Annotated in this window: 17 protein-coding genes; 8 read left to right on the top strand and 9 right to left on the bottom strand. The window is 69.8% G+C overall.

What is annotated here, in order from left to right; genetic code table 11:
• Window positions 1-47 precede the first annotated feature (47 nt).
• Genes MUY22_RS12765 through MUY22_RS12750 form a run of 4 tightly spaced genes read right to left on the bottom strand, consistent with a single transcriptional unit; the run spans window position 48 to window position 3,610 of the window.
• Complete coding sequence (locus MUY22_RS12765) at window positions 48-1,016, bottom strand: glycine betaine ABC transporter substrate-binding protein (RefSeq protein ID WP_247059759.1); 969 nt, start codon at window positions 1,014-1,016, stop codon at window positions 48-50.
• Entirely contained in the window at window positions 1,013-1,792 is a 780-nt protein-coding gene (locus MUY22_RS12760) for an ABC transporter permease (RefSeq protein ID WP_247059758.1), read from the bottom strand. The genes MUY22_RS12765 and MUY22_RS12760 overlap by 4 nt, the downstream gene beginning before the upstream one ends.
• A complete protein-coding gene (locus MUY22_RS12755; protein ID WP_247059757.1) occupies window positions 1,789-2,976 on the bottom strand; it encodes an ABC transporter ATP-binding protein in 1,188 nt (395 codons plus the stop codon). The genes MUY22_RS12760 and MUY22_RS12755 overlap by 4 nt, the downstream gene beginning before the upstream one ends.
• Window positions 2,963-3,610, bottom strand: coding sequence for an ABC transporter permease (locus MUY22_RS12750; RefSeq protein ID WP_247059756.1), 648 nt, complete (start codon window positions 3,608-3,610; stop codon window positions 2,963-2,965). Before MUY22_RS12750 ends, MUY22_RS12755 begins: the two co-directional genes overlap by 14 nt.
• 371 nt (window positions 3,611-3,981) lie before the next feature.
• On the opposite strand from MUY22_RS12750, the gene MUY22_RS12745 reads away from it, so the two are divergent.
• The 4 genes from MUY22_RS12745 to MUY22_RS12730 all read left to right on the top strand — a co-directional run bounded on the left by MUY22_RS12745 (window position 3,982) and on the right by MUY22_RS12730 (window position 6,900).
• Window positions 3,982-4,476, top strand: a complete 495-nt coding sequence (locus MUY22_RS12745) for a hypothetical protein (RefSeq protein ID WP_247063841.1) — start codon at window positions 3,982-3,984, stop codon at window positions 4,474-4,476.
• Between the two features lie 74 nt (window positions 4,477-4,550).
• A complete protein-coding gene (locus MUY22_RS12740; RefSeq protein ID WP_247059755.1) occupies window positions 4,551-5,315 on the top strand; it encodes a YcnI family protein in 765 nt (254 codons plus the stop codon).
• The gene (locus tag MUY22_RS12735) at window positions 5,316-5,867 is read left to right on the top strand and encodes a copper resistance CopC family protein (RefSeq protein WP_247059754.1); all 552 of its coding nucleotides are present in this window, start codon (window positions 5,316-5,318) and stop codon (window positions 5,865-5,867) included.
• A gap of 4 nt (window positions 5,868-5,871) precedes the next feature.
• Window positions 5,872-6,900, top strand: a complete 1,029-nt coding sequence (locus MUY22_RS12730; protein WP_247059753.1) for a copper resistance D family protein — start codon at window positions 5,872-5,874, stop codon at window positions 6,898-6,900.
• Between the two features lie 211 nt (window positions 6,901-7,111).
• Here MUY22_RS12730 and MUY22_RS12725 read toward each other — a convergent pair whose 3' ends face one another.
• Together MUY22_RS12725 and MUY22_RS12720 are read right to left on the bottom strand one after the other, a co-directional pair.
• Window positions 7,112-7,999, bottom strand: a complete 888-nt coding sequence (locus tag MUY22_RS12725) for a phosphotransferase family protein (protein WP_247059752.1) — start codon at window positions 7,997-7,999, stop codon at window positions 7,112-7,114.
• A gap of 13 nt (window positions 8,000-8,012) precedes the next feature.
• Window positions 8,013-9,398 carry a helix-turn-helix transcriptional regulator gene (locus tag MUY22_RS12720; RefSeq protein ID WP_247059750.1) on the bottom strand — a complete coding sequence of 462 codons (1,386 nt, stop codon included), beginning with the start codon at window positions 9,396-9,398 and terminating at the stop codon, window positions 8,013-8,015.
• A gap of 328 nt (window positions 9,399-9,726) precedes the next feature.
• On the opposite strand from MUY22_RS12720, the gene MUY22_RS12715 reads away from it, so the two are divergent.
• Window positions 9,727-10,062, top strand: a complete 336-nt coding sequence (locus MUY22_RS12715; RefSeq protein WP_247059747.1) for a hypothetical protein — start codon at window positions 9,727-9,729, stop codon at window positions 10,060-10,062.
• A gap of 13 nt (window positions 10,063-10,075) precedes the next feature.
• The gene (locus MUY22_RS12710) at window positions 10,076-10,498 is read left to right on the top strand and encodes a hypothetical protein (RefSeq protein ID WP_247059745.1); all 423 of its coding nucleotides are present in this window, start codon (window positions 10,076-10,078) and stop codon (window positions 10,496-10,498) included.
• Window positions 10,499-10,836: 338 nt separating this feature from the next.
• Here the strand turns inward: MUY22_RS12710 and MUY22_RS12705 are convergent, their stop codons facing one another.
• Both MUY22_RS12705 and MUY22_RS12700 read right to left on the bottom strand, forming a co-directional pair.
• Complete coding sequence (locus MUY22_RS12705) at window positions 10,837-12,105, bottom strand: MFS transporter (RefSeq protein WP_247059743.1); 1,269 nt, start codon at window positions 12,103-12,105, stop codon at window positions 10,837-10,839.
• Window positions 12,095-13,420 carry a GH1 family beta-glucosidase gene (locus MUY22_RS12700; RefSeq protein ID WP_247059741.1) on the bottom strand — a complete coding sequence of 442 codons (1,326 nt, stop codon included), beginning with the start codon at window positions 13,418-13,420 and terminating at the stop codon, window positions 12,095-12,097. The genes MUY22_RS12705 and MUY22_RS12700 overlap by 11 nt, the downstream gene beginning before the upstream one ends.
• Window positions 13,421-13,550: 130 nt before the next feature.
• Here MUY22_RS12700 and MUY22_RS12695 point away from each other — a divergent pair, with 130 nt between their 5' ends.
• A complete protein-coding gene (locus tag MUY22_RS12695) occupies window positions 13,551-14,198 on the top strand; it encodes a TetR/AcrR family transcriptional regulator (RefSeq protein WP_247059740.1) in 648 nt (215 codons plus the stop codon).
• Between the two features lie 434 nt (window positions 14,199-14,632).
• Here MUY22_RS12695 and MUY22_RS12690 read toward each other — a convergent pair whose 3' ends face one another.
• Window positions 14,633-15,817 carry an amino acid deaminase/aldolase gene (locus MUY22_RS12690; protein WP_247059739.1) on the bottom strand — a complete coding sequence of 395 codons (1,185 nt, stop codon included), beginning with the start codon at window positions 15,815-15,817 and terminating at the stop codon, window positions 14,633-14,635.
• A gap of 85 nt (window positions 15,818-15,902) precedes the next feature.
• On the opposite strand from MUY22_RS12690, the gene MUY22_RS12685 reads away from it, so the two are divergent.
• Window positions 15,903-17,201 (top strand): D-arabinono-1,4-lactone oxidase, encoded by a 1,299-nt coding sequence (locus tag MUY22_RS12685; RefSeq protein ID WP_247059738.1) that lies wholly within the window; start codon window positions 15,903-15,905, stop codon window positions 17,199-17,201.
• The last annotated feature ends 2 nt before the right edge of the window (window positions 17,202-17,203 follow it).

Genomic DNA, 17,203 nt, shown 5'->3' with positions numbered 1-17,203 from the left:
AACGGCCGGGCAGCGTGTGCTGCCCGGCCGTTCCCCGTCGTGGCGGGCTACTTCACGAAGCCCTTCTTGACCATCCAGTCGTGGGCCACCTTGCCCGCGTCCTGGCCGTCGACGTCGACCTGCTTGCAGAGCTGGACCATCTGCTCGTTGTCGATCGCCGCGCTGATCTTCTCCAGCGGGCCGCGGATGTCCGGGTGCGCCTTGATGAAGTCCGTGCGCAGCGTCGCGACCGCGTTGTACTGCGGGAACGCCTTCTTGTCGTCCTCGAGCACCCGCAGGTTGAGCCCGGAGATCCGGCCGTCGGTGGTGAACACCTCGCCGACCGGGCACGTGCCGCCCGCGACCGCCGAGTAGATCGTGCCGATGCCGAAGTTCTCGATCTTCGGGTTCTGGAAGCCGTAGGCCTTCACCGCGGCCGGGAACCCGTCCTGGCGGCTGGTGAACTCCGTCTCCAGGCAGAACACCGCCTGGTCCGGCTTCTGCTTGATGAACGCCGCGAGGTCCGACGTCGTCTTCAGGTTGTTCTGCGCGCCGTACGCCTCGGTGACGGCGAAGGCGTACTGGTCGTTGAGCGGCGAGTAGTTCAGCCAGGTGACACCGAACTTCTCTTCGTCGGCCTTGGCCGTCGCCTCGTACTGGGCCTTCTCGCCGCCGGGCACCGGGAGCTCGTTGCCCTGGTAGTTGATCCAGCCCGTGCCGGTGTACTCCCAGGTGACGTCGGTCTGCCCGGAGAGCAGCGCCTGCCGCGACGAGTTGGACCCCTTGATGTCCGACAGGTCGACGACGTCCGCGCCCGACGCGGTCAGGGCCATCTCGGCCATGTACGCCAGGATGATGTTCTCGGTGAAGTCCTTCGACCCCACCGTGACCTTCAGGCCCTGCAGCGACGGGATCGGCTGGATCGTGCCCGGCTGGATGTCGTAGGGCACGGCCTGGTTGACCGTCAGCCCGCACGCCGAGAGCGTCGCGCCCAGCACCGCCGCGCCGAAGACTGCCGTAAAACGCCGGAGTTTCATCGCAGCCCCTTCGGTCCGAAGAACTGTTCGGCGACCGCGCCGAGCCAGTCGACCAGCAGCGCGAGCGCCACGGCCAGCACCGAACCGGTGACCAGCACCGAGGTCAGGTTCAGCTTGTACCCGGTGTCGATGAGCAGCCCGAACCCGCCGGCGTTGACGAACATGCCGAACGTCGCGGTGCCGACCGCCAGCACCAGTGAGGTGCGCAGGCCGGCCAGGATCAGCGGGACGGCCAGCGGCATCTCGACGCGGAACAGCACCGCGCTCGCCGACATCCCGATGCCGCGGCCCGCGTCGATCAGCGACTCGTCGACCTGCTGGATGCCGACCATCGTGTTCCGCAGCACCGGCAGCAGCGAGTAGAAGGCCAGCGGCAGCGCCGCCACCCACAGCCCGCCGGTCGCGCCGGTGACGATGAACCACAGCACCAGCACGCCGAGCGCGGGCGCGGCCTGGCCGATGTTCGCGATCGCCAGGAAGATCGGCGCGAGGAACCGCGCCCACGGCCGCGTCACGATCACCCCGAGCGGCACCGCGACCAGTACGACGATCGCGGTCACCACCAGCGTCATCAAGACGTGGTCACCCAGCGCTGTGAACAGCGAAGAGGCGTTGAGCGTCTCCTTCTCGGTCGCGGTCAAGCCGCTCGAGAACACCCAGATCAGGGTCACGGCGACGATCACCAGCACCACGGCGGGCTGCGCGAACAGCCGGACGCGTTCCGCGCGCTTGGAGCCGGACTCGGTGGAAAAACCGGTATCGACGGCAGCGGTCATGCGGACACCTCCTCACCGTTCGTGTGCTCTTCACGCAGGTGCTGGATGGTCGCGATCACGGTGTCCAGCTGGATGGTGCCCGCGTACTCCCCGCGCGCACCGGTCACCGGCACCGAACCGCCCTCGGCGAGCATCGCCTCGAGCGCGTCCTGCAGCGTCGACTGCAGGCTGACGATGTCTCGCAGCGGCCGGCCGGCGGTCGCCAGTGACGACGCCGACGTCAGCTCGCGCACGTGCGCCCAGCGGATCGGCCGCTTGCGCTGGTCGAGGACCAGTGCGAAGTGCTTGCGCTGGTCTTCGAGCTTCTTGCGGACCTCGGCCGGGTCGTCGTCGACCGTCGCGGTCAGCGCGTCCTGCTGGAGCTCGACGTCGCGGACCCGCAGCAGCGTCAGCTGCTTCAGCGACGCTCCGGCGCCGACGAACCCGGCGACCGTGTCGTTGGCCGGGTTCGCCAGGATCGCCTCGGGCGTGTCGTACTGCAGGATCGACGACTGGTTGCCCAGCACCGCGATCTTGTCGCCGAGCTTCACGGCCTCGTCGAAGTCGTGCGTGACGAAGACGATGGTCTTCTTCAGCTCCGTCTGCAGCCGCAGGAGCTCGTCCTGGAGGTTGCCGCGGGTGATCGGGTCGACCGCGCCGAACGGCTCGTCCATCAGCAGCACCGGCGGGTCGGCCGCCAGCGCGCGGGCGACGCCGACACGCTGCTGCTGACCACCGGAGAGCTGCCGCGGGAAGCGGTCGCGGAAGTCGGCCGCGTCGAGGCCGACCAGGTCCATCATCTCCTCGACCCGGTCGTTGACCTTCTGCTTGTCCCAGCCGAGCAGGCCCGGCACGACCCCGATGTTCTGCGCGACGGTGAAGTGCGGGAAGAGCCCGGCCTGCTGGATCGCGTAGCCGATCCGGCGGCGCAGGGTGTCGACGTCCAGCTTGAGCGCGTCGTCGCCGCCGATGGTGATCCGGCCGGACGTCGGCTCGATCAGCCGGTTGATCATCCGCATCGTGGTGGTCTTGCCGCAGCCGGACGGGCCGACGAAGACGACGATCTTGCCGGCGGGCACGACCATGGAGAAGTCGTCGACGGCGGCTTCGCGGGTCCCGGCGTACTTCTTGGTGACGTGCTCCAGTTCGATCTCGACGCCGGAGACGCCGTTTTCTTCGGTCACAGCGTTCTCAGCCACGGACACCCCTCGAGATGGTGAAGCGCTTGATCAGGACGTAGACGCCGTCGAGGATCAGGGCGAGGATGACGACCCCGACCGTGCCGGTGACGGCTTGGTTCAGGGAGTTCGTGCTCCCCGCGTTCGTGAGCCCGGAGAAGACCTCGGCGCCGAGGCCGGGGCCCTTCGCGTAGGCCGAGATCACCGCGATGCCCATCAGCATCTGCGTGGAGACCCGCATCCCGGTGAGGATCGCCGGCCAGGCCAGGCGCAGCTCGACCCGGGTCAGCACGCCGAACCGGCTCATCCCGATGCCGCGCGCGGCATCGGTGATCGCGGGGTCGACGCCGTCGAGCCCCACGATGGTGTTACGGACGATCGGCAGGAGGCCGTAGAGCACCAGCGCGATGACAGCGGTCGTCGGACCGAGCCCGGAGATCGGGATCAGCAGCCCCAGGAGGGCGAAGGACGGCACCGTCAGGATCGTGCTGGCCAGTGCGGTGGCGAGCGCCGAACCGATCGGGCTGCGGTAGACCGCCACCCCGATCAGCACGCCGAGCACCGCCGCGAGGATCGTGCACTGCACCACCAGGCTGGTGTGCAGGTAGGCCTCCAACCACAACTTGCTCGCCCGGTCCGAGATGTACTCGAAGAGATTCATCCGTGTCCGCACTCCCGCCCGCGTCCGTGAGGCTTCACCCGAACGGGCTAGCTCCTGACCGACGGCTCAGTACCCACCGTGCGCCGAAGCCAAACCCCCGTTCCAGGCCTCATTGATTCCGACACCGTTCCGTATCCGGACGTGATCGGCAACAAAAGGCCGGTTTTTTCGGGGGTTCCGGGTGGCGGAGCCCCCGGCCCGGGGCGGAGCCCGGCGATGGCACCGTTGAACCGATCACGTTCGGGAGCCGTGAACTCCACGTGTGCTCAGTTGACGGGATCACCAAATCACCCGTCGGGGAGTCGCTTAGAGTGTTCGCCATGAGCACTTCAGGACGGCGTCCCGCCGTGCTGGGTGCTACTCGCGGCGTGTTGCTCGCGGTGACCGCGGGTGCGCTCACCGTTACCGCGCACCGGCTCGCCGACGGCGGGCTGCCGGATCCGGCGATGACCGTGCTGCTCAGCGGCCTGTTCGGCTGGACGGCGACCGCGCTGGCCCGCAAGGCCCGCGGCCCGCTCGCCACCATCGGCCTCCTGGGCGCGGCCCAGCTCGTGATGCACCTGCTGCTCACGACGCTCGCCGAGCACCACGACATGTACGCCATGCCGGGCACCGAAAGCCTCGGCATGGTCACCGCGCACGCCGTCGCGACCGTGGTCACGGCGCTCCTGCTCGCCCGCGCGGACGAGACGCTGGTCGCCCTGCTGGCCGCGTTGCGGGCGATCCTGCCGCGGCTGCTCGGCCCGCTGCCGGTGCCGGTCGCGGCCGCCTCGCTCGTCCCGGCCCGCACCGCGGCGCCGAGCCACCTCGTCGGCGTCGACCTGCGCCGGATCCGCGGGCGGCGCGGCCCGCCCGCCCACTCCTGAACCGAGCTTCTTCCCCCGCACCAGCGAACCCCCGAGTTCGCTGTCCCCTTTTTGAGTTCATCAGGAGTGAACGCATGTCCCAGCACGTCTTCAAGCGCGCCGGTTTCCTCGCCGCCACCATCGGTGTCGCCGGTCTCCTCGGCACCGGCGTCGCCTCCGCGCACGTCACCGCCAACGTCTACGGCGCCCAGCCGACGAAGGGCGGCTACGCGGCGATCGTGTTCCGCGTGCCGAGCGAAGAGCCGACCACGATGACCACCAAGGTCGCCGTCGACTTCAAGGCGGACTACGGCATCGGCTCGGTGCGCACCAAGCCGGTGCCCGGCTGGACCGCGAACGTGACCAAGTCGAAGCTGCCGACCCCGATCACCAAGGACAACGGCACGCAGATCACCGAGGCCGTCACCGCGGTGACGTGGACCGCGGCGCCGGGCAGCGAGCTCAAGTCCACCGACTACCAGGAGTTCGAGGTCAGCTTCGGCCCGCTGCCGTCCAACGTGGACGAGGTCGAGTTCCCGGCCCACCAGACCTACAGCGACGGCAAGGTCGTCGACTGGAACCAGCCGACCCCGGCCAGTGGCGAAGAACCGGAGCACCCGGCGCCGGTCGTCAAGCTGGCCGCGAAGGCCGCCGACGGCGACGAGCACGCCGGGATGGGCGCGAACACCGCGTCGACCACCGGCGAGCACACTGAAGCCGCGGCGTCGTCGACGTCGGACAGCACCGCGCGCTGGCTCGGCGGGGCCGGCCTGCTCGTGGGCGCGATCGGTCTCGGTGTCGGGGCCGGCGCGACCATCCGGGCCCGCAAGGCCACAGCGAAGCCGGGAGGCGCCAGCTAAATGCGGAAAGCGCTCGTGGCGCTGGCGTTGACGGTGGTGGCCGTGCTCGGCACGGCCACCCCGGCGCTGGCGCACAACGTGCTGATCTCCGCGGACCCGGCGAACGGCTCGTCCGTCGCCGCCGGGCCGCAGAAGGTCAGCTTGACGTTCGACCAGTACGTGCAGGGCGCGGACGTCAACCAGATCGCGGTGACCGGACCCGGCGGCGGCCAGTGGGCCGAGGGACCGATCAGCGTGGTGAACAACGTCATCAGCGCGCCGCTGCGGCCGCTCGGACCGGCCGGGAAGTACACGATCGGCTACCGGGTGCTGTCCGCGGACGGCCACCCGGTGACCGGCGAGCTGACGTTCACCCTCACCGCCGCGGGCACCGGCACGCCGGCGACCGTGGACGCGGCGAAGTCGCCCGGCGGCTCCTCCTCGCAGGCGACGTCGCAGTCGTCGTCCACCGGGGTGCCGATCTGGGTGTGGATCGCCGGCGCGGTCGTCCTGCTGGCGATCGGGCTGGTCGTCGCCCTGCGGTCGGGCCGGGCCGTGGAAGAGAAGAACTGACGCGATGACTCAGGCCGAGACCACCACCAAGCCCCGCTACGTCACGCTGCTCTGCATGGTGACGGCGGGGCTGCTCGGCGCCCTCATCGGCGTCGCGCTCACCGCCAGCACCCCGGTCCCCGGCGTGGTGGAACCCAGCGCGGTGGTCTCGGCCGGCATCCCGATCGTCCGCGTGCTGCTCGACCTGTCCGCGGTCACGACGATCGGGCTCGCGCTGCTGTCGGTGCTCGTCGGGTACGACCGGCCGAAGCTCACCGAGCCGATCATGCGGCTGGCCCGCCCGGCCGGCGTCGCGGCCGCGCTCGTCTGGGCCACGACCGCCGTCGTCACGCTGATCCTGCAGACCGCGGAGTACAAACCGGGCACCTCGACGCTCACGGCGTCCGACATCGGCGGCTACATCGCGAACGTCGGCGCCGGGAAGGCGCTCGTCATCGTCGCCGTGCTGGCCCTGGCGCACGCCGGGATCGGCGCGCTCGCCCTGCGCTACGGCGAGAAGATCCCCGCCGAGGTCCGCGTCGGGCTCGGCCTGTTCGCGCTGCTGCCGCTGCCGGTCACCGGGCACGCGTCGAACTGGAGCTACCACGACTACACGATGATCTCGATGGAGCTGCACGTCATGAGCGCCGTCGCCTGGACCGGCGGCCTCGGCGCGATGGCCGTGCTGCTCGTCGCGAACCGGACGCTGCTGGCGCACGCGATGCCCCGGTTCTCGAAGCTGGCGACGCTCTGCCTGATCATCTCGGCGGCGACCGGCCTGTTCAACGGCCTCATCGAGATCTCGCTCAACCCGACCATCGGGTTCTGGGCGGCGATCTTCACGACGCCGTACGGGCAGCTGCTCATCCTCAAGCTCGCCTGCACCGGGGTGATCGCGCTGCTCGGCGCGAACGTCCGCTGGCGGCTGATGCCCCAGATCGTCCGGCACAACCGGACGGCGCTCGCCTCGTGGGCGACGCTCGAGCTGACCGTCATGGGATTGGCGTTCGGCTTCGCCGTCGTGCTCACGCGCGCACCGGTCGTCGCGTCTTGAACGCGTGCCAATGCAGGTAGAACCGATGCGGAGTCACGGCGTGTAGCTGCAACTTGCGCATTGGAATGACTGGGCATCCATTGGAGGTGACCGGTCGGGCAGAACTTTCTACCGTGAGCAGACGACATTCCGTAAGCGACGAACGGTCATCCGCGGTCGTCGAATGCACGTGCAGGGTGTGGCGCCGGTCACATGATGTGACAGCGTCCGCTCAGCGGTAACGCGTCCACCGGACGTCCGTCCGGCCGTGCCGGAGATCGTCCAACCGGCGGAAGAGCTCCGGCCGCACCTGGGGCCGGCTGCGCAGGATGGGCAGCACGCTGGTCGTCAGCTTCAGTTCGCGGATCCCCCGCAGCACGGCGAAACCGGGCCAGGACGTCACGTCGAAGCCGTAGGCCGCGGCGAACGTCCGGTACTGCACCGGCGGGTCCCCGAACCGCTCACGGCCGACGGCGAGCGGCGTCAGGTCCCATTCCGGCGGGCCGACGCACGAGGAGTCGAAGTCGCAGAGCACCGGCCCGTCCGGGCCCGGGATGACGTTGCCGGGGTACGCGTCGCCGTGGACCAGGCCCCGGGGCAGCGGGAACTCCAGGCCGGCCAGCGCGGCCTCGAGCTCGGCGCAGCGGTCCAGCAGGAACGCGCGGTCGGCGGCGCTGATCTCCTCGGCGTCGGACACCCGGGCCCGCACGGCGGCGAACGGCGCCCACCCGGCGAGGCCGTCGGGCGCGGGGAGGGCGTGCACCTGGCTCAGCAGGCGAGCCAGGTCGGCCGGGGACGCCGGCCGGCCGATGCTCGACACCTGGTGCCACACGGTCACGAGGTGCTCGCCGACCGCCATCGGCTGCTCGACGCCGCCGAGCAGCCGGATTGCCGGGACGCCGTGCTCTTCGAAGTGGCGGGCGACGGTGACCACGGTCCCGACGCGGTGCCGAAGCCGGGTCGAGCCGACGATCCGAACCACGACGGGGGCCGTGACCAGCGCGTACACCGCGTTGTTGGTGAACCGCAGCAGCCGCGCGCCGGTGGGGTCGAGGCCGAGCAGCGCGCAGGTCTCCGCCAGCACGCCGCGCAGCTTCTCCGGGGTGAACCGTCCGTCCAAGACGGTTCCGGCGTTACGCGGCGTAGAAAGCGTGGAGGCGATCGGCGAGGTCACGGGCGTCGGCGTTGTTGCGGCGGCGCTCGGCCTCTTCCTGCAGGGGCCGCATCCGGTCCTTCACGCGCTCGGACTTGATGCCCTCGGCGCAGTCGATGGCCTTGCCGCCGACCTTGGAGCCGTGGTCGAGGTCGCCGTCCAGCAGGTGGTTCGTGGCCAGCGCGCTCAGCATGAACGTCTTGGAGCGGGCCATCTCGTCGTCGTAGGAGTCGACGGCCCTGGTCAGCGCGGGGATCGCGAACTTGGTGTGCTCGGCGTTCTTCTGCGCGAGGACCGTGTGGACGGTACCGACCATGGCGTAGACGTCGGTCTCGGTGAAGAACTTCACCCACGACTCGGCTTCGGCCAGGTTGGCGCGCTCGAACTCGTCCTTGCTCCGGCCGAGCAGCTTCACCGCCTGCTCCTCGTTGCCCATCATCGCGTAGGCCCAGGCCTCGTTCGCGCAGAGCACGGAGACCGCCAGCTCGGAGCCCGATTCCTGGGCGGCGATCTGGCCGAGCTGGAACAGCTTCAGCGCGTCGTTCGGGGCGTCCTGGTGCAGGTAGACGCGGCCCATGCGGTAGAGCACGTTGGCCACCAGCGGGTGGTTCTCGCCCTGCTTGGCCAGGTCCAGCGCGTTCGCGAAGTGGCCGCGGGCGGAGTCCATCAGCCCGGTGTCGAACGACGTCCAGCCGGCCAGCGAGTGCAGGTCGGCGAGCGCCACGTAGAGCCGGTTCTTGACCAGGTCGGTGCCGTTGGACTCCAGCATCTGCTGGCCCCAGGACAGCTGCGCCACGACGGCGTCGCGGCAGAACCCGCCGCCGTACTGGTAGTCCAGGGCGCGCAGCGCGCGCGTCGCGGCTTCCACCTGGCGCACGTCGGTCATCCCGATGCGCCCGGGAGCGGGCGTTCGCGCCGGTCCCGCCGACCACGTGCCCGATTCCGGACCGAACACCGCCGCACCCATCGTGACCTGGGCGGCGTGCGCGAGGAACCTCCGTCGCTTCACGGACTCGTCCTCCTCAGCCTGCTGGCCGTCGGCGGAGCCGACGACGCGTATCGCCGTGGCCTCGTCGTAGGCGAGGCCCATGTATCCACGCGGGACACCCAGGCCGTCGGCGATCCTGGTGAGGACGTCGTAGGCCATGACCTGGCGACCCTTGAGGATCTCCGACACCTCGGACTGGGACTGGCCGGTCATCGCGGCGATCTGGCGCTGCGAGACACCGTGCTTGCGAAGGAGCCGGTAGACGGCGCTGATCTCACGGGCGGCGAGCGCAGCTCTCATCTCGGGCTGCTCCCACGCGTCAGCGGGAACGGCGTGGCTCTGCCGGGCATCGGCACTGCCACCGTTACTGGCGTCCATCGCGCCCCCTCCACTGTCCGGTCGGGCGTCTGTGAATCAGCGTAAGCAAAGCTGCCGAACCTTGTGAACCAGGCGAACTGCGCCCTGATCGGTCCGGGCGAAGTCCGTTGACCGCTTACCGTGGAACCGAGTCCGGTCACCGCTATGACGCCATTTCGACCTTCTATCGCACCCGGTTTCACCTCACTGTAGTTGTCAGATCTCCGTCACCGCCCGGACACCGGTTGCGATCACGGAGAGCTACGAAAACCGCAGCGCTGTGACAACGCGAAGACGAAGCGATGCCGCAGAAGGCAGTTTCGAAGAGGACGACAGAGCGGAGAAGGGCGTGGAGTTCGTGGACTCGTTCGCAGGGGGACATGTCGGTACGGCCACTCGTGCCGTGCGGCCGGCGGTCTCTCCCATCTCCCCTGTCCGTCCGGTCACCCCCGCCGCCGCGGTGGACCCCCGCACCGCGGCCGTCCGCCACTACGAAGGCGGTCAGCTCGTGTGGCGGGTGCAGTGCGGAGACCTCATCGAGCGCGAACGCGCGGTGACGGTCTTCGTCGAGGACAACCAGGTGGTACTGGTCTCGCCCCCCGGCGAGACCGCGCGGTTGACGTCCGGCCAGCTCGGACAGCTGCGCGCCGCGCTCAACGAAGCCGCCAAGATGGCGGAAAGGTAACGGTGAGCTGATCATGGATCAGGTACTCGGGCAGGTCCTCCGCAATGCGGTCTGGGAGCGCCTCGACATGCTGACCGACCTGGCGAACCGCGCCGACGCCCAGTCGCTCGTCTCGGTCGCGCGCTCCGAACTCCCCCGCCTCACGGAGGCGTGGCGCGCGATGCTGAAGATGCACGAGCCCGACGAGCGCGGCGACTGCCCCACCTGCTCGACCCGGTGGCACCGCTGCAAGGCGCCGTGCTCGGTCTGGCAGGTCGCGCACGAGCACCTGGTGGCCGGCGGCCTCGCCCCGCAGCAGGCCTCGACGGCCCGCGGTCTGACGGGCCGGCGCACGAGCCCGGTGCCGACGCAGGGCCGTCCGGTGCCCGCTCCGTCCGCGGCCGAGACCACCGGGCGGCACGCCCTGGTGAACCCGCGCCGCGCGCTCACCGCCTGATCCACCCCGGTCCGGGAGCGCGGCCGACCGATCGCCCCATCGGAACCGCGCCCGCTCTCGCCTTGGCCGGGGACTGTTTCGCCCGCACCCCCGAGCAGCGCGAACCAGTCCCCGGTCAACCTCCCGGTCCCCATCGCGATTAATCGAAAAAAATACGCGTTAGCCCTAGCCCGGGCGGTAATCGCCCGCTAGATTGATCATCAAGCGCAGCGTGATCATGGAGTTGGTCCGCAGCGCGCCCGCCCCACACGTGCGGCCCCGAATTCCGCGGGCCGGTGCCGTTGCACTCCCCTCCCCCGACCGGCACCGGCCCGCGGTTCCACGTCTGCGTCCGGTCGCTAACGGACCGCCTTCACCCGCAGGACCAGCACCGCGGCCAGCAGCGTCGCGACGGCCGAAGCGGCGAAGAGCCCCGCATAGCCGCCGAGGTACGCGAGCACCAGCGGCGTCAGCAGCGGGGCGACCACCTGCGGCAGCGAGTTCGCGATGTTGATGACACCCAGGTCCTTCGCGCGGTCCTGCGCCGTCGGCAGCACCTGCGTCAGCATCGCCAGCGCGACGGCCATGTACGCACCGAAACCGACGCCCAGCAGCGGCGACGCGGCGAGCGCGACCGGCCAGCTCTGCCAGATCACCAGCAGCAAAGCGGCCAACGCCATCACACCGGAGGCCGCAAGGACGTACGGCTTACGCCGTCCGGACTTGTCGGAGAAGTGCCCGGCGAGCACGGCCCCGATCACGAGCGCCACGCCGTAGAGCCCCATCATGATCAACAGGCCCGTGTCGGGGTCCGGGTAGTGCACCGCGTCCTTGAGGAAGAACAGCAAGTAGAGCGTCCCGAACGCGTTGCCGAGGTTGATCATGAAGTGGCACGACCAGGCCCACGCGAAGTCCGGGTGCCGCCGCGGCGAGACCCAGAGGTTGCGCAGCACCTCACCGGCCGCCGACGACGGGCGGTGCTCGACCGGCAGCCGCGCGTCCGGCGTCCGGAGCACGAAGAACGCGGCCCCGGCCAGGACGATCCCCGCGCAGACCGCGTAGGCCAGCGGGATCCCGGCGATGCCGAGCATCACGACGACCACCACCGCGCCCAGCACCGTGCCGAGCATCTGCGCGATGCCGACCAGCCCGCCGACCTGCGCGCGCTGCCCGACCGGCACCCGGTCGGCGATGGCGGACATCAGGGTGGCGAGCATGCCGTTGAGCCCGGCCTGCACCAGGCACCAGCCGGCGATCAGCAGCGCGACGTCCGGCGCGAACCCCAGCACCAGCAGGCCCACCGCGGCGACAACCGCACCGACGACCGTCCACGGGTGGCGGCGGCCGAAGCGCGAGCACGTCCGGTCCGACAGCAGCCCGACCGCCGGGTTGACGATCAGGGCCACGATCGCGCCGGCACCCATCACGATGCCGAGCACGAACTCCTTGTTCACCTGGTCGAGCAGCTCCGCCTGCTGCGGCAGCAGCACCTGGATGGGCGCGTAGATCCCCAGCCAGAGCGCGATGTTCGCGAAGAACAGCAGGCTCATCCAGCCGGGCCGCACCCGCACGACGGGCTCGGCGAGGGCTTCGGGCAGGCCCGTGGCCTCGGTCGTCTCACTGCTCATCCCGCACCAGCTTCCGGTACCAGTGGAACGAGTCCTTCGGCGTGCGCCGGAGGGTCTCGTAGTCGACGTGCACCAGGCCGAAGCGCGGCGCGTAGCCCTTGGACCACTCGAAATTGTCCATCAAGGACCAGCAGAAGTACCCCCGGACGTCGACTCCGGCGTCCATCGCCTCGCGCACCCCGACGAGGTGGCTGTGCAGGAAGTCGATCCGCTCGGGGTCGTGCACGCCGCCGTCCTCGGCGACGACGTCGGCGAAGCTGCAGCCGTTCTCGGTGATCTGAATGGGCGGCAGCTTGTCGCGGTAGCGCCGGTGGAAGTCCAGCAGCAGCTCACGCAGGGCGTGCGGGACGATCGGCGAGTCGTTGGTCGTCATCGGGTAGCCCTCGATCGGGCGGAGGTCGAACGGCAGCGGGTTGCCCGGGCTGGGCTTCGCGACGCCCTGGGGCTCGTAGTAGTTGACGCCGTAGAAGTCGAGCGGCTGAGCGATCGTCGGCAGGTCGTCGGCGAACCCGGCCGGCAGGTGCTCGTGGAGCTGCCCGGGGTAGGTGCCGAGCAGAACGGGATCCGCGAAGAGCCGGTTGAGCAGCGCGTCGAGCCACACCGCGGCCGCGTCGTCCTCCAGACTGTCTTCGACCGGCCAGATCGGCGAGTGGTTGTTGGCCGTGCCGATGTTCGTGGCGCCGGCCGCGCGCAGCGCCTGGACGGCGAGGCCGTGCGCGAGGTTCTGGTGGTGCGCGGTCGGGATGGCGTCGAGCAGGAGGGTCTTTCCGGGTGCGTACTCGCCGATCGCGTAACCGAAGATGGACATCACCATCGGCTCGTTCAACGGGATCCACAGCTTCACCCGATCGGCGAAACGTTCGCCGAGGATGTGGGCGTACTCGGCGAAGCGCCCAGCGGTCCCCCGGGCGAGCCAGCCGCCTTCGTCTTCGACGGCCTGCGGGGTGTCCCAGTGGTAGAGCGTGACCGCGGGCGCGATGCCGGCCTCGCACACGGCGTCGATGAGCTTGTCGTAGAACCCGAGACCCTCGGCGTTCGGCGCGCCTTTCCCGTCGGGCTGGATTCGGGGCCAGGCGATGGACATCCGGTAGGCGCCGACGCCGAGTTCCGCCATCAGCGCGATGTCTTCGGGGTAGCGGTGGTAGTGGTCGGCGGCTACGTTTGCCTCTTCACCGCGAGCGATCTTGCCTTCCGTCGCGGTGAACGTGTCCCAGATGGACGGACCGCGCCCGCCTTCGGTGGTGGCGCCTTCGATCTGGAACGCCGAGGTCGAAACACCCCAAAGGAAGTCTGGCGGGAAGTTCGGGTTCTGCACCGGCTGCTGACCCCTTCGTCAGGCCACCCGTACGGGTGAACATGAAAAGTTCTCATATACTAGGTCTTCACTCGTCCGTGGGGAAGCCCGTCGGCGCGATAAAGTCCCAGATCAGACGAGGAGGAGTGCCGTGTCCGACATCCAGGCCGCGAAGGTGCCGGCAGAAGCGACCCCCCTACGCCGGCAGCCGGTCCAGCAACGCAGCGCGAAACGGGTCGAGCAGATGCTCGACGCGAGCGCGGCGCTGATCGACGAGCTCGGCTACGACGCCCTGACGACCACCCTGATAGCCAAACGAGCAGGGGTCGCCGTCGGTTCGCTGTACCAGTTCTTCCCCGACAAGCGCGCGGTCGTGCAAGCGCTTACCGCCCGGAACCTCGAACGGTTCGTCGGCGCGGTCAACGAGCGCCTCAACCAGCTCGGCCCGGAACACTGGTGGGACGTCGTCGACTCGATCCTCGACATCTACCTGGAGATGCACCGCTCGGTGCCCGGCTTTTCGAAGGTCCACTTCGGCGACATCATCGACCGCCAGCTGCTGGACGAGACCCGCGACAACAACGCGGTGATCGTGGACTCCCTGACGGACCTCCTGGCCTCCCAGGTCGACCGCCCGGTGGAGGACCTCCGCTTCGCGATCACGATCGCCAACGAGGTCGCGGACGCACTCCTGAAGCTGGCCTTCCGCAAGGAACCGAGCGGCGACGAGAAGTTCGTGGCCGAGGCGAAGTACGTGGTGAAGGGCTACTTGGCGGCGCGGTTCGGGGAGAAGTCCTAGCTGTCCACAGAAGTTGTCCACAGGCTTCCCCAGTTGTGGACAACCCTGGGGCCTTGCCCGCTTTCGGCGGGGTTCGTCCGGGGGCGTCGATAGACTGGACGTGGGGACGCCCCCCTTGGGAGTGGCGGGGGATGCTTTCCGGGCGGGGGCGCTGGTGGAAGCAGGTACTGCGGCTGTTTCCGGGCCTGCGGGGGTCTTGATCGGCGATCGAGTCTTGTCGGCCTCTGGTCGCGAGTGCGCCGGACCGGCGATCGGCTGGCGGAGCCGCGGAGCTGACGCGGTGCGCCGCGTTGATCCGGATGCTCGCCGGGCGAGCTGCGAGCAGGATTCGCCCGTCCGGGGTTGGGGACAAAACCGAGGACGGGGCCGAAATCAGTGTTCGGCCGCACGGACGCGGTACCCGGGGCGCCGGGCCCGCGTCGGAGCGGCGTTGGTCAGCCGAAGTTCTGGTGCTCGCCCCGGTACGTCGGGACCGTGCGCTCCACCCGGTCACCCAGTACCAGGTGGTAGTGCGTGAAGCGCTCCGCCAGCTCCCCCGCCTTCGCGTGGCGCAGCCATACCCGGTCGCCCAGTTGCAGGGTTCGGGCGGCTCGGCCTGTCACCGGGGTCTGGACCTCTCCCGCGCCTTCGAAGCCGAGGAACTTCAGGCCCGTCGGGAGGTACGGCTTCGGCTGGCGTGATGGGCCCGTGGGGCCCGAGGCGATGTAGCCGCCGGAGTACAGGGTGGCGATCTTGCGTGTGGGGCGGCGGACCACCGGGAGCGCGAAGAGCGCCGCCGGGCGGGGGTGGAAACGGGTGTACGCGTCGAACAGCGTCGGGCCGATCAGGCCCGAGCCCGCGGCGATCTCCGTGACCACGGCGTCCGCGCCCGTCGACTCGATGCTGCCGGTGCCGCCGCCGTTGACGAACTCCAGGTCCGCCACCTCGCGGACCGCGCGGACCACCGCGCCGCGGCGGCGGGCCAGTTCGGCCGCCGAACGGCGTTGCATCCAGCCGACCACCAGCTGGTTCGCGCGACGACCGGCCGCGTCGCCCAGGCCGGCGATCTGGCCTTCGTACGCCATGACGCCGACCAGCCGGAAGCCGGCGCGCGCCACGATCTGGCGGGCGAACGTCGAGGCCTGCTTCGGCGTGAAGATCGGGGACCGCCGGGTGCCGACGTGGAGCCCTGGGACCGGGCGCCACGACGCGTCCAGTTCGAGGCAGACGCGGATTTCCGGGTGGCCGTGGCCGAGAGCGGCGTCCACCAGGTCCAGGTGCTCGGGCGAGTCGACCATGATCGTGATCGCCGCGCGGGCACGCTCTGACGCGGCCAGGCGGCGGAGGGCGTCGTGGTCGGCCGTCGGGTAGGCGACGACGACGTCGTCGGTCGTGCCCTGCTCGACGTGCCAGATGGCCTCGGCCAGCGAGTAGCACATCAGGCCTTCGAAGCCCGGCATCGCGAGCACGCGCTCCAACAACGCCCGGCAGCGGACCGACTTGCTCACGACGCGAATGGGCTTGCCGCCCGCGCGCCGGTGGAGGTCGTCGGCGTTCGCGTCGAAGGCAGCCAAGTCGACGACGGCCAAGGGTGGATCGAGGTCCTTGGTCGCCAAGTCGTACACCGTCGCACTGGTCACGAGGTCTAAAGTACGACAACAAAGCTTGAAACGCGAATACTATTCACTTACTGTCTCGGACATTCGACCGATGGAGGGGGCGCACATGACCCGGTGGACCAACTGGGCGGGCACGGCGTCCGCCTCGCCACAGCACGTTCACCAGCCGCGGAGCGCGGCGGAGATCGCGGCAACCGTCGCGAGCATCGCCGCGGCCGGCCGGACCGTGCGCGCCTGGGGCAGCGGCCACTCGTTCACCGCGATCGCCGTCGCCGACTCCGACGCGCTCGACCTGCGCGGCTGGACCGGCATCGAGCGCGCCGACCTCGAAACCGGCCACGTCACCGTCCGCGCGGGCACCACGATCAAGCAGCTCAACGCCGCGCTCGACACACTCGGGCTGGCCATGACCAACCTCGGCGACATCGACGCGCAGACCATCGCCGGCGCGATCTCCACCGGCACGCACGGCACCGGCGCCCGTCTCGGCGGCATCGCCACCCAGATCGTCGCCCTCGAACTGGTCCTGGCGGACGGCTCGGTCGTCACCTGCTCGGCCGGCGAGCGCCCCGACCTCTTCGCCGCGGCCCGCGTCGGCCTCGGCGCGCTCGGCGTGATCACCACCGTGACCCTGCAGTGCGAGCCGTCGTTCGTGCTGCGCGCGCAGGAACGGCCGGAGCCGCTGGAGCAGGTCCTCGAAGGCTTCGACGACTCCGCCGCGAACAACGAGCACTTCGAGTTCTACTGGTTCCCCTACGGCAAGAGTGCGCTGGTCAAGCGCAACAACCGGTGCGAGACGGCCGAGCCGTTGAGCAGGGTCCGCGAGTTCGTCGACTACCAGGTCATGGAGAACGTCGCGTTCGGCGGCCTCTGCCGGACGGGCCGGCTGATGCCGCGGCTCGTGCCGTCGCTCAACAGCTTCGCGTCGAACATGCTCTCGGCGCGCGAGTACAGCGACCTCTCGCACCGCGTCTTCGTCACCGCCCGGAACGTCCGGTTCACCGAGACCGAGTACGCGGTTCCACGTGAATCACTGCACGACGTCCTCGCCGAGCTGCGTGCCCTGGTGCCCAAGCTGAAGGACCCGGTGATGTTCCCGGTCGAGGTCCGCGTCGCGGCCGCCGATGACATCTGGCTCTCGACCGCGCAGGGCCGCGACTCGGCCTACATCGCGATCCACCAGTTCACCGGCATGCCGTACCGCGAGTACTTCAGCGCGTTCGAGAAGATCGCCGGCGCGGTCGGCGGCCGCCCGCACTGGGGCAAGATGCACGACCTCGACGCCGGCGTCCTCCGCTCGCGCTACCCGCACTTCGACGACTTCCTGCGTGTGCGCAAGGAAACCGACCCGAGCGGCGTCTTCACCAACACGTACCTGGACCGGGTGCTCGGGCCCGTCGGCTAGAA

The organism is Amycolatopsis sp. WQ 127309 (genome assembly GCF_023023025.1).
GTDB lineage: Bacteria > Actinomycetota > Actinomycetes > Mycobacteriales > Pseudonocardiaceae > Amycolatopsis.
Note: the sequence above shows the minus strand (reverse complement) of the source record. Positions and strands in the feature narration are given on the sequence as shown.